Annotated in this window: 9 protein-coding genes; 8 read left to right on the top strand and 1 reads right to left on the bottom strand. The window is 66.9% G+C overall.

Annotation, left to right across the window (positions count from 1 at the left end; all coding sequences use genetic code 11):
• Positions 1–10: 10 nt before the first annotated feature.
• From mnmG to SPYCA_RS15360, 7 genes are all read left to right on the top strand, one after another.
• Entirely contained in the window at positions 11–1,882 is a 1,872-nt protein-coding gene (gene mnmG / locus SPYCA_RS15390; protein WP_120222385.1) for a tRNA uridine-5-carboxymethylaminomethyl(34) synthesis enzyme MnmG, read from the top strand.
• A 303-nt stretch (positions 1,883–2,185) separates the two neighbouring features.
• Entirely contained in the window at positions 2,186–2,845 is a 660-nt protein-coding gene (gene rsmG, locus SPYCA_RS15385) for a 16S rRNA (guanine(527)-N(7))-methyltransferase RsmG (protein ID WP_120221675.1), read from the top strand.
• Entirely contained in the window at positions 2,842–3,624 is a 783-nt protein-coding gene (locus SPYCA_RS15380) for a ParA family protein (RefSeq protein ID WP_120221674.1), read from the top strand. The genes rsmG and SPYCA_RS15380 overlap by 4 nt, the downstream gene beginning before the upstream one ends.
• Positions 3,625–4,584: a ParB/RepB/Spo0J family partition protein gene (locus tag SPYCA_RS15375; protein WP_120221673.1), complete on the top strand. Its 960-nt coding sequence runs from the start codon at positions 3,625–3,627 to the stop codon at positions 4,582–4,584. It begins immediately after the preceding gene.
• A gap of 569 nt (positions 4,585–5,153) precedes the next feature.
• Positions 5,154–5,651: a DUF4402 domain-containing protein gene (locus tag SPYCA_RS15370; protein ID WP_120222384.1), complete on the top strand. Its 498-nt coding sequence runs from the start codon at positions 5,154–5,156 to the stop codon at positions 5,649–5,651.
• Positions 5,652–6,124: 473 nt separating this feature from the next.
• Positions 6,125–6,949 carry a fimbrial biogenesis chaperone gene (locus SPYCA_RS15365; RefSeq protein ID WP_120221672.1) on the top strand — a complete coding sequence of 275 codons (825 nt, stop codon included), beginning with the start codon at positions 6,125–6,127 and terminating at the stop codon, positions 6,947–6,949.
• 32 nt (positions 6,950–6,981) lie between these two features.
• Entirely contained in the window at positions 6,982–9,750 is a 2,769-nt protein-coding gene (locus tag SPYCA_RS15360) for an MSCRAMM family protein (protein ID WP_120221671.1), read from the top strand.
• 216 nt (positions 9,751–9,966) lie between these two features.
• Here the strand turns inward: SPYCA_RS15360 and SPYCA_RS15355 are convergent, their stop codons facing one another.
• Positions 9,967–10,929 carry a patatin-like phospholipase family protein gene (locus tag SPYCA_RS15355; RefSeq protein WP_120221670.1) on the bottom strand — a complete coding sequence of 321 codons (963 nt, stop codon included), beginning with the start codon at positions 10,927–10,929 and terminating at the stop codon, positions 9,967–9,969.
• Positions 10,930–11,090: 161 nt separating this feature from the next.
• Here SPYCA_RS15355 and SPYCA_RS15350 point away from each other — a divergent pair, with 161 nt between their 5' ends.
• On the top strand, positions 11,091–12,626 hold the full coding sequence (locus SPYCA_RS15350) for an NAD(P)/FAD-dependent oxidoreductase (protein WP_120221669.1): 1,536 nt from the start codon (positions 11,091–11,093) through the stop codon (positions 12,624–12,626).
• Positions 12,627–12,640 lie beyond the last annotated feature (14 nt).

Raw genomic sequence — 12,640 nt, 5'->3', positions numbered from 1 at the left:
CCGCACGATCATGACCAGCAGCGCAATTTTCGATGTCATCGTCGTCGGCGGTGGACATGCCGGGACCGAGGCCGCCGCGGCCGCGGCGCGGCTGGGTGCGCGGGTTGCGCTGGTCAGTTTCGACCCGGCGCTGATCGGGACGATGTCGTGCAACCCGGCGATCGGCGGGCTGGGCAAGGGCCATCTGATGCGCGAGGTCGATGCGCTCGACGGCTGGATGGCGCGCGCCGCCGACGCCGCGGCGATCCATTACCGGATGCTCAATGCGTCGAAGGGCGCCGCGGTGCAGGGGCCGCGCATCCAGGCCGACCGCAAGCTGTATCGCGACGCGATCCAGACTTTGCTCGCGGCGGAAGATCGCATTACCGTCGTCGCAGGCGAAGCCGCCGCGCTGACGCTTTCGGCCGACGGCGCACGGGTCGAAGGTCTCGAACTCGGCGACGGGTCGGGGCTGAAAGCGTCGGCCGTCGTGCTCGCGACGGGCACCTTTCTCGGCGGGCGACTGTTTCGCGGCGAGGAGCGGATGGCGGGCGGGCGTATCGGCGAAGCGGGGGCACACCGGCTCGCCGCGCAGCTTCGCGCCGCCGATCTGCCGATGGCTAGGCTCAAGACGGGAACCCCGCCGCGACTCGACGGCCGGACGATCGATTGGGCGCGGCTTGCCGAACAGCCGTCGGATAGCGCTGAGGGCGCGACCTGGACCTGTTCCACGTGGAACAATGGGCGGAGCGTGCCGCAGATTTTCTGCGCGATCACGCGCACCAACGCCGAATCGCATCGGATCATCGCCAATAATCTGCACCGCTCGCCGCTGTTTACCGGCGCGATCGGCGCGGCGGGACCGCGCTACTGCCCGTCGATCGAGGACAAGATCCATCGCTTCGCCGACCGCGACGGGCATCAGGTGTTCCTCGAACCGGAAGGGCTCGACACGCATCTTGTCTATCCGAACGGCATTTCGACCTCGCTCCCCGCCGATGTGCAGCTCGCGATGCTGCGCACGATGGAGGGGCTTGAGACGGTCGAAATGGTCGTTCCGGGCTATGCGGTCGAATATGACCATATCGATCCGCGTGCGCTCGACCGGACCTTGCAGGTGCGCGCTATCGCCGGGCTGTGGTGCGCGGGGCAGATCAACGGCACGACCGGATATGAGGAAGCCGCGGCGCAGGGGCTGGTCGCGGGCGCCAATGCCGCGCTCGCCGTTCAGGGCCGCGACCCGTTGATCCTTGAACGGTCCGAATCCTATATCGGGGTGATGGTCGACGACCTGGTGTTGCAGGGGGTGACCGAGCCGTATCGGATGCTCACCGCGCGCGCCGAATATCGCTTGCGGCTGCGCGCCGACAATGCGGCGACGCGGCTGACCCCGAAGGGGAAGGCGCTGGGGCTGGTGCGGCCCGCGACCGCGGCGCTGTTCGATGCGCGGATGGCCGAGCGGGCGCGCGCCGAGGCACTGCTCGAAGCGCCGGTGGCGACCGCCGATTATGCGGCGATCGGATTGCCGCTGCCCGGCGACGGCATCGCGCGGCGGCGAATCGACCTGTTGCGCTTTCGCGACGTGACGGTCGAGCAGTTGATGATTCTGGCGCCCGCGATCGAATCGATCGATCGGACGATCCTGGCCGAAGTCGTCGAAGACGCACATTATGCGCCCTATATCGCGCGCCACGAAGCCGAACTCCGCGCGCTCGCGGCGAACGAGGCGATCAGTCTCGACCCCGCGCTCGACTATGGCGCGATCGGCGGGCTGTCGCGCGAGATGGTCGAACGGCTGACCAAGGCACGTCCCGAAACGCTGGGGCAGGCGTCGCGAATCGACGGGGTGACGCCCGCGGCGCTCACCGCGATCATGGTGCATAGCCGGCGGCGCGCGGCTTGAATCTGCGAAGGCAGGTTTGGGAATCTCACACAAGGACACGAAGACGGCCGCGTTGGTTCTGGCGGGAGGCTCCCGTACCGCGAAATCTCGACTCGAGCAAAAACCGGCGGTGAGCGGATCATGAGCCGTGGTATGAGGGTCGGCGCGACATCTTTGTGTGAGAAGATTCTGCAGCGCCGGAAGAGCTGGCCCCTCTCTTCGCGCCTTTGCGTCTTTGCGTGAGGCTTTCAAAATCTCACGCAAAGGCGCAAAGGCGCGAAGACGGATGATAATCCCGCATCGCGCGGCTGGTGAAGGAACGACGTGAGCGCTGCCGAACTATTGAAGGATGAACACGCTGCGCGCGGCTGGCTGACGCAGGCGTTCGCGCCTTCGACCGAACAATGGACGCAGCTCGAGCGGTTCGCGGCGATGCTGGTGGCCGAGAATGACCGGCAGAACCTGATCGCCGCGTCCACGATCCCGACGATTTGGGTGCGGCATATTGCCGACAGCGCGCAGTTGCTCGGACTCGATACCGGAGGCAAGGGGCTTTGGGTCGACCTGGGGAGCGGGCCAGGATTGCCGGGGCTGGTCGTCGCGATTCTGAGCGCGCGGCCGATGCTGCTCATCGAATCGCGCCGCCGCCGCTGCGATTTCCTGCGCGCGGTCGTGGCCGATCTGGGTCTTGGCCATGTGGAGGTCGCCGAAGCGCCGCTTGAGCGCATCGAAACGCGCCCCGCGGCGACGATCAGCGCGCGCGCCTTTGCGCCGCTCGACCGGCTCATCGACTTATCCGCGCGTTTTTCCACCGAATCGACGCGCTGGCTGCTGCCAAAAGGGCGAAACGGGGTTAAGGAACTGGCATCGCTGCCCGAGGCGTGGCAGAGAATGTTCCACGTGGAACAGAGCCGTACCGATGCCGAAAGCGGCATATTGGTCGGAACGGGGCGTATCGCGCCGAAAAAGCGAGGGAAAGCATGATCCGCATTGCCGTGGCGAACCAGAAGGGTGGGGTCGGCAAGACAACGACAGCGATCAATCTGGCGACCGCACTCGCGGCGACGGGCTGGCGCACGCTGATCATCGACCTCGATCCGCAGGGCAATGCCTCGACGGGGCTGGGGATCAAGCAGGCGCAACGCGAATGCTCAAGCTATGAGTTGCTGCGCGGGGATGCGACGGTGGCCGAATGCGCGATCGCGACCGCCGTACCGCGGCTCGACATCGTCAGCGCGACGGTCGATCTGTCGGGCGCCGAGATCGAGCTGATCGAGTTTCAGGACCGCCTCCACCGGCTGCAAAAAGCCCTGTCGGGCGCCGAAGCGGGGCAATGGGACATTTGCCTGATCGATTGCCCGCCGTCACTGGGGATGCTGACGCTCAATGCGCTGATCGCCGCCGAATCGCTGCTCGTGCCGCTGCAATGCGAATTTTTTGCGCTCGAGGGATTGAGTCAGCTGCTCACGACGGTCGAGCGCGTGCGCGAGCGTTTCAACCAGAAATTGTCGATCCTCGGGGTCGCGCTCACCATGTTCGACCGGCGCAACCGGCTGACCGACCAGGTGTCCGACGATGTGCGCGAGGTGCTGGGGCCGGTGGTGTTCGACACGGTGATCCCGCGCAACGTTCGCTTGTCCGAAGCGCCGAGCCACGGGCTCCCCGCGCTCATCTATGACCATCGCTGCGCCGGGTCGGCGGCCTATATTGCGCTCGCGCGCGAGCTGATCGACCGGCTTCCCGAGATTCGCAAGGCAGCATAAATGACTGATAAAAAAGAAGAAAATAGCGTATCCTCGCCGCGCAAACGCCCGTCCGGCCTGGGGCGCGGGCTGAACGCGCTGTTCGGCGACGTCGCGGTCGAGGCGCCGGTTCTGGCAACGCCGGGCGGCGCGGCGCGCGCCGCGCCGGTGGCGGGCGATTCCGTGCAGCATGTGCCCGTCGGCGCGATCCGCCCGCTGCCCGGTCAGCCGCGCCGCCATTTCGACGAGGCGGCGATCGCCGAACTCGCCGATTCGATTGGCCTGCGCGGCTTGTTGCAACCGATCATCGTGCGCCGGTCGCCCGATGGCGATGGTTTTCAGCTGGTTGCGGGTGAGCGCCGCTGGCGTGCGGCGCAGCGCGCGGGGCTGCACCAGATTCCGGCGCTCGTGCGCGAGCTGAACGATGCCGCGACCTATGAGATCGCGCTCGTCGAGAATATCCAGCGGCAGGATCTGAACGCGATCGAGGAGGCGAGCGCCTATCGCCGCCTGATCGAGGATTTCGGGCATAATCAGGAAGCACTCGCGAAACTGGTCGGCAAGTCGCGCAGCCATGTCGCAAATCTGATGCGCCTGCTCGACCTGCCCGACGCCGTGCAGGCGCTCGTCGGCGACGGGTCGCTCGCGATGGGCCACGCGCGCGCGCTGATCGGCGCCGACGATGCCGAAGCGATCGCGCGCAAGGTGGTCAAGGAAGGCTTGTCGGTGCGCGCGGTCGAGGCGCTGGTGCGCGCGGGGCGCGGCGGCGGGCGCAAGGCGCCGCTCGAATATAAGAGCATGGACGGCCCCGGCGGGCGCGACCCCGACATCGTCGCGGTCGAGCGCCATCTGTCCGAACTGCTCGGTATCGGGGTGGCGATCCAATATGCGGGCGGCGGCAAGGGTGCGCTGACGCTGAAATTCGCGTCGCTCGACCAGCTCGACATGATCTGCCAGCGATTGTCGGGCGAGGGTATCTAGCGAGTTTTCAAGTCAGGTGGGATCATCTGACGACTCGGAAAACACGGCAAAACAAGAATCTGGAGTGCGCTCGGTTCTGATTCGATCAAAACCGGGCGCACTCTATTCACCTGAACCAAAGTTCACCACATTGATGTCGTCACCCCGGGCTTGACCCGGGGTCCCGCCTTCTTTCGCGCGCGGACAGAAGAAAAGCGGGATCCCGGATCAAGCCCGGGATGACGATGATGAAACGAACGTCGATTCCACCATGATAGGGTGGGCGCCCTGGATTTCGGCCGATTCGGCAACGCGGCGCGATCCACCGGGTCGCGAATCGCTGCGAGCAATGCCCGAACTGTATCATGCCGGGCCGGAAAGATCCGAAACCCGATGTCGATGCCGCGGGCGGATTCGATGCAATTAGATGTTTTTCAAGGATTATACTCTGGAACCGGCTGCAACCCCTAATGTATCGTTAACCATGATTGCTGGCAAAGCCTGAACGGCTGGGCGCCTAAAGAGGTTGGCGAATGGGGTGGGATTTCCATTCGGATTTTGACCATTTATCGAATCAAGGGACCAATCATATGCGCACCACTGGAATGAAGCGCGCCCTGCTGGGCGCCGCGATTGCTGCTTTCGCCTTCAACGCCTCGGCGGCGCACGCGGCGACCGCGACGAGCACGGCGACCGCCAAGATCCTGCGCCAGATCACGCTCACCAACACCAGCGACCTGCAGTTCGCGACGATCATCAGCGGCGCGACCGCTTCGACCGTCAGCGTCTCGACCGCTGGCGCGGTCAGCTGTGGCGCGGGGCTGACCTGCACCGGCACGACCACTGCCGCGAACTTCGATGTCGAAGGCACCGAAGGCGCGGTCGTCGTGGTTGGCGGCGATGCGAACGTCACGCTCAATGGCTCGCTTGGCGGCACGATGAGCTCGTCGCTGACCTATTCGGATACGACGATCACGCTCGGCGCGAGCGGGGGCAGCTTCCAGGTCGGCGGCACGCTGAACGTCGGCGCCAACCAGACCGCGGGCGATTACAGCGGCACGTTCAACGTCACCGCGAACTACCAGTAACAGAGCGCGGGGGGCCGGAGGGCCGCGCGCGCCGAAGCGCTAGGCTCTGTTTCAGTGAGATTGAAGCGCGGGACGGAGCAGATTTGTCGCGAGGCGAGGCGCGAGGAGGGAGCGATGGTTTTCCATCGTGACCGACGAGCAACGACGTCCTCGCGGCAAATCCGCCCGCCGCCACAGGCGGTCGTCCACCGAGCCGCGCCGGGCGCGCCGCGTCGCTTGCACGGGCCCACCGGCCCGCACGGCGCAACGCTCCTCCCCGGCACAGCTCGCTGCACGATCTCGTCGCTTCAATTTCACTGAAACAGGGTCTGGGCGGCCGTCGGGATGGACCCGGCGGCCGCTTTCATTTGTCGGACAGGCAACGGCGTGGTTAGCGAAATATCAACCATGTTGCGCCAGGCAGGGGGCGACCAACCGAAGGGGGCAAGGACCAGCCAGCCCCCGACTCGCCAACGATTGTGGGGATCGTATCCATGCTGCGCCTTTTCAAAGCCTTTCGCCTGCTTGCCGCGGGCGCGCTCGCCTTGCTGTCGGTGCCCGCGCACGCCGCGGGCGACCTGCTCGTCGCGCCGACGCGCGTCATTCTCGACGGGTCGCGCGGGACCGAAGTCGTGCTCAACAATATCGGTGCCGAGCCCGCGACTTATCGCGTCAGCCTTGAAGTCAAGCGGATGACCGCAGCGGGCGGGCTCGACGAGATCGCCGAAGCCGATGCGAATGATGCCGAAAGGGCGGCGCTGAACATGATCGTCTTCAGCCCGCGCCGCGTCACCCTGCCGCCGAATCAGCCCCAGGTCGTGCGCGTCGGCGTGCGCGTGCCCGAAGGGACGCCGCCGGGCGAATATCGCGCGCACATGCTGTTCCGCGCGGTCCCCGATGCGGTTGCGGCGACCGCCGAGCCCAGGCCCGCGAGCACGGGCGTGTCGATCGCGCTGACGCCGATCTATGGCATCACCATCCCGGTGATCGTGCGCGTCGGTGACCTGGACGCCGAGGCGGCGATCGGCGAGGCCTGGGTGAGCGAGAGCGATGAGGGCGCAGCGTTCAATTTCGATCTGACGCGTACGGGCAATCGCTCGGTCTATGGCGACATTGAGGTGACGCGGCCGGGGGTAGCCGAGCCGCTGCTCGTCGCACGCGGCATCGCGGTCTATCCCGAAATCGCCGAGCGCCAGGTGTCGCTGCGCGTGCCGCAGGAGGTCGCGGCGAAGCTCAAGGGGTCGGTGCGCATTCGCTATACCGAAGACCGCGAGCTCGGCGGCGGAACGATCGACGAAGCCGAGCGGGTGGTGAGGTGAGGCGCTAAGGGCGGACCGGCGCAGGCAGGGCGATGATCCGCGCGGCGCTTGGCCGATGGCGGAGGGGCGCGCTGGCGGTGCTGGCGCTGGTGGGGGCAATGGTCCCGACCGGCACCCAGGCGCTTGAACGCTCGTCGCTCTCCATTCGGGCCGACAGCTGGGCACCGAATGAGGACGACAGCTGGTTGTTCGACGTGCGGTCGGGGCCGTACCGCCTCGGCGACGGGGTGCGCGGCTATCAGACGCCGCAGGGGATCTGCGTCGACCTCGGCGATGTCGTGCTCGCGCTCGACCTTGCGGTGCGCGTCGACCGGAAGTTGCGCCGCGCAACCGGCTGGGTGTTTGACGAGCGGCGCAGCCTGTCGATCGATCGCGACGCGGGCGAGGTGCGCGCGGGAAGCGCCCGCTATCGCCTCGACGCGACGACGATCCGCGATACCGCGGCGGGCTGGTGCGTCGATCTCGACAGCCTGAACCAGTGGCTCGGCGTGCCGCTCGCCGCCGATTTGTCGAATGCGGTGCTGCGCGTCGATACGAAGGACAAGCTGCCCTTTCAGCTCGCCGCCGAACGCCGCGCGCGCGCCGCCGCGATCCGCCCACCGGCGCACTTCGACCTCGCCAGCCTGCCGCAGGCGGCGCGGCCGTACCGGGCGTGGGCGACGCCGTCGGTCGATGTCGTCGCCTCGGCGGGCGCAGTATCGGACAAGCGCGGCGGTTCCCATGTGCAGGCGCGCTACGAGATTTTTGCGGCGGGCGAACTCGCCGGGCAGAGCTTCGATGCGCGGCTGTCGTCGGACAATGAGGGCGTGCCCGACAGCCTCAGGATGCGCCTCTACCGCACAGATCCCGACGGACGGCTGCTGGGGCCGCTGCGGGCGACGCATTACGCGGCGGGGGATGTCAGCCTGCTGTCGACGGGAATCGTCGCCGCTTCGGCGGCCGGCCGCGGCGCGGTGGTGACCAACCGCCCCGTCGAGCGGCCCGACGCCTTCGACAAGACCGATTTTCGCGGCGACCTGCCCGCGGGCTGGGATGCCGAACTGTATCGCAACGGGCAGTTGCTCGCCTTCACCACGCCGACGGGCGACGGCCGTTACGAGTTTATCGACGTGCCGCTGCAATATGGCGCCAATCGGTTCGAGATCGTGCTTTATGGCCCGCAGGGGCAGATCCGCCGCGAGATCCGGCAGGTGCAGGTCGGCATGGATTCGATTCCCCCGCAGCAAACCTGGTATTGGGCGGGCATCGCGCAGGAGGATACCGACCTTTTCAGCTTCGGAAACCGGCGGCGTGGAGCGTTTCGTCGCGGCTGGCGCGGCACGCTGGGGATCGAACGCGGGCTGGACACGCGCACGTCGATCGCCGCTCATGCGCACAGCCTGCTGATCGAGAATGTCCGCCGTAACTATGGCGAGGTCGCGCTGCGGCGTTCGATCGGCCCGACCTTGCTCGAAGTCGGCGTGGCGCAGGCCGACGATGGCGGTGGCGCGGCACGCGCGAGCTGGCTCGCCGCCTTTGGCGAGACCCATATTCGCGCCGACGCGATGCGCGGCTGGGGCGGGTTTGTGTCGGACAGATTCGTGAACAATGTCAATGCTATAACCTCGGTTTCGCTCGACCAGTCGGTCAAGCTCGGGCGGACGATGCTGCCGCTGCATTTCGATCTGCGGCACGTCGAGCGCGGGTCGGGGTTCGACAGCATCGAGGCGAGTGCGCGCGCGTCGGCGAATTTCCGCGCGCTGACCTTTACGGGCCAGCTCGACTGGAGCCGGACGAAGGCGCCGGTGGGGCCCGACCCGCCCGACAATCTGACCGCCAGCCTGCTCGCCAACGCGCGCATCGGGCGCGTGCGTCTCCGCGGCGAGGCGCGCTTTGCGCTGGCCGGCGAGGGCGGCGACACCCGCATGACGCTGATCGGCGAATGGGCCGGGAAGGGTGACGCCGAATGGCGCGCCGAGCTCGGCTATGATCGCGGGCTCGATCGCGCGCGCATCGGCGCTGGATATACGCGCCGTTTCAAGGCGTTGCAGCTCAGTGGTTTTGGCGAGGTGGCGAGCGACGGGTCGGTGGCGGCGTCGCTTTCCCTTGCTTTCAGCTTCGGACCGGATAGCGGCGGCGGCTGGCGCGTGTCGAGCGAGAAGCTCGCGAGCCGCGGGCAGGTGGTCGCCGAAGTGTGGATGGACGAAAATGGAGACGGCCTGCGGCAGTCGGAGGAAGCGGCGCTGCCGGGCGTGCCGCTGACCGCGGGCCACGGCCATGCCGACGCGGCGACCGACGCGGCGGGGCGTGGGACGATCGACGGGCTCGAACCCTTTCGTCCGGTGCTGATCGGCGTTGATGCGGGCAGCCTGCCCGACCCCTATGTCCAGCCTGCGGTGCCGGGGGTGGTGGTTACGCCGCGGCCGGGCGTCGCGACCCGCATCGCCATACCGATGACCGCCGCGGGCGAGATCGAGGGTATCGTGCGCCGCGACGGCGGCAACCCGGTCGAGGGGCTGCTCGTCGAGCTGGTCGACGCCGAAGGGCGCGTGCGCGCGGCGACGGTCACCGAGTTCGATGGCTATTTTCTGTTCGAGGGCGTCGCTTACGGGCGTTATACGGTGCGGCCGGGCAAGGCGTCGGCGGCGGCGTTGCGGCTCGACAGCCGTTTCACGATGGCCGCGGCGCCGGGCAAGGCAAGCCCGCGCGTGCGGCTGGGCACGCTGATGCTGAAGCCGGTGCGTCGCGATGTCCTGGCGGGCGACGATGCGTCGCCGGGGTCCAACGGCGCGCGCGCCCCGCCGGGGAATGGTGGGTTGTAGCGATGACGGCTTTGGGGTGGATTCCTGCCTTTCCCATATTCGTCATCCCGGCGCAGGCCGGGATCTCGCCGGTGCGGTAAACCGATAGGGTGAGATCCCGGCCTGCGCCGGGATGACGATAAAGTTGAGGGCAACTACCGGTCGAATGCCGCCTTCTCGATAATTCGGACGGAGGCCGCCTCGGCGGCCATAGCGGCTTCGGGTCGCCCGCCGACCTCAACTCAGCAACGGCTCCAGCGCGTCCCATTCGCGGTCGACCGCGCGGCGGCCGGCGTCGATGGCGGCGCGGATCTTTTGGGGATCGAACTCGAGCGTTTCGGCGACCTCTTCGTCGGGCTCGATGATGCGGATCGGTGCGAAGCGGTAGCGCGCGATCTGGACGTCGAGCGGATGCAGGATGCGCGCGGCCTCGGCGCCGCCGATGCCCGCGGCCTGAAGCGCGCGGAGCTGGCCCTCGCGCGCGGCGATCAGGTCGTTGATGAGCGCGGCGCCGGCAAGGTCGTTCGCCGACACCTCCGACTGGAGGATGTCGACCGCGCGCAGCCCGATCTTGATGAGGTTGGGAAAGGTGCGCACCGCCCCCGGCTGCGGCGCGGGCGAGGCGCGTACCGCGATCACCCCGCGCGGATTCAGCTGCAAGGCGGAGCTGAGCGGCGTCACGTCGCGCACGCCGCCGTCGACCCATTGTTCCTCGGTCCCGTCGGCGGCGCGCGTCTTCAAGGGATCGAAGAAGACCGGCATCGCGCAGCTTGCATAGACCCAATTGTGGATGCCGGGCACACGCTCGTCGATCGTGCGATAGCGGCCGGTGCCGAGATTGACGACGCCGAGCAACAGCTTGCGCCCGCTCGCGCGCAACCTTTCCTCATTGGCGAAACGTTTGAGCAGCCGTTTGAGCGGCGCGGTGTCGTAGAGCGCATCCTCGCCGAGCAGCCCGCCGACGACGCCGAGCGGGCGGGGCTTGTAGATCGAGCTGTTTCCCCTGATTCCGAGCCAGGCGTCGAGCAGCGCGGGCACATCGTCCTGCGCGACGCCGAGCGCCTGGATCGCGCCGGTCGAAACGCCGGCGACGATGTCGAGCCGGACGCCGCGGTTCACGACGAGTTCGTGGACGACGCCCACCTGAAAGGCGCCCTTGGCGCCGCCGCCGCTCAAAACGATCGCCAGTCCGCCTGCCATGACGCGTGCCTCCTGCGAATGGCCAATGCTATCGCATATCCGGTGGCTTCCCAAGGCGCGAGACGGGCCGAAAGCCAAGAATCGGGCGCCGTGTTAACCAGTTTTTATCCATGTTTGGCCACAGCGGAGGCGAATGTGATTTGTCTGTGGGGAACAATCGAATGTCCGAAGCCATTGGTTCGCAAAACCGCCCGACGAGCGTCGATGTGGCGATCATCGGCGCGGGGCCGGCGGGACTCACCGCCGCCTATCTGCTGACCAAGCAAGGCTATTCGGTCACGGTGATCGAAAAGGATCCCGTCTACGTCGGCGGGATCAGCCGCACGGTCGAGCATGAAGGCTTTCGTTTCGACATCGGCGGGCACCGCTTTTTCTCGAAAAGCCGCGAAGTCGTCGAGCTGTGGAACGAGATTTTGCCCGACGACTTCATCGAGCGGCCGCGGATGAGCCGCATCTATTATGAAGGCAAGTTCTACAGCTATCCCCTGCGCGCGTTCGAGGCGCTGTGGAACCTCGGCGTGATCCGCTCGACCCTGTGCATGATGAGCTATGCCAAGGCGAAGCTGCTGCCCAGGAAAAAGGTGCGCAGTTTCGAGGACTGGACGGTGGGCCAGTTCGGGCGGAAGCTCTATTCGATCTTTTTCAAGACCTATACCGAAAAGGTGTGGGGGATGCCGTGCGACGAAATGTCGGCCGACTGGGCGGCGCAGCGCATCAAGGGGCTGAGCCTCGGCGGCGCGGTGATCGACGGGCTGAAGCGCAGCCTGGGGCTGAACAAGAAGCCGAATGACGGCATGGCGACCAAAACCCTGCTCGAAACCTTCCGCTATCCGCGGCTCGGCCCCGGCATGATGTGGGAGGCCGCACGCGACAAGGTGTTGGCGGGTGGCAACCATGTGCTGATGGGTCACAGCTTCAAGCAGCTGACGCAGGATCAGACGACGGGGCGGTGGCGGATGACCGCGACCGGACCCGACGGCGATGTCGTCATCGACGCGGCGCGCGTCATCAGCTCGGCGCCGATGCGCGAGCTCGCCGCGCGCATCCATCCGCTTCCGGCGTGCGCGCTCACCGCGGCGCCCAGGCTCAAGTATCGCGACTTTCTGACCGTCGCGCTCAAGGTCCGCTCGGAAGAGCTTTTCCCCGACAACTGGATCTATATCCACGACAGCCAGGTGCAGGTCGGCCGCGTGCAGAACTTCCGCAGCTGGTCGCCCGAAATGGTCCCCGACCCGGCGATAGCGTGCGTCGGCCTTGAGTATTTCTGTTTCGAGGGTGACGGGCTGTGGTCGTCGAGCGACGCCGATCTCATTGCACTCGCGACCAGGGAAATGGCGATCCTTGGTCTTTGCAGGGCCGAGGACGTCGTCGGCGGCGCGGTGGTGCGGCAGGAAAAGGCCTATCCCGTCTATGACGATGATTATGCCGCGCATGTCGAGACGATGCGCAGCGAGCTCGAGGCGCGTTACCCGACGCTGCACATGGTCGGGCGCAACGGGATGCACCGCTATAACAACCAGGATCATGCGATGATGACCGCGATGCTGACCGTGCGCAACATCGTCGCGGGCGAGAGGCTTTACGATATCTGGGGCGTCAACGAGGACGCCGAATATCATGAAAGCGGCACCGAGGGCGAACGCGCGGCGCTGGCGTCGGTGCGTGACGTGCCCGCGCGCGTCGCCAGGGCCGCCTGAGCGTTCGGCCGGGG

Source organism: Sphingopyxis sp. FD7, assembly GCF_003609835.1.
GTDB lineage: Bacteria > Pseudomonadota > Alphaproteobacteria > Sphingomonadales > Sphingomonadaceae > Sphingopyxis.
Note: the sequence above shows the minus strand (reverse complement) of the source record. Positions and strands in the feature narration are given on the sequence as shown.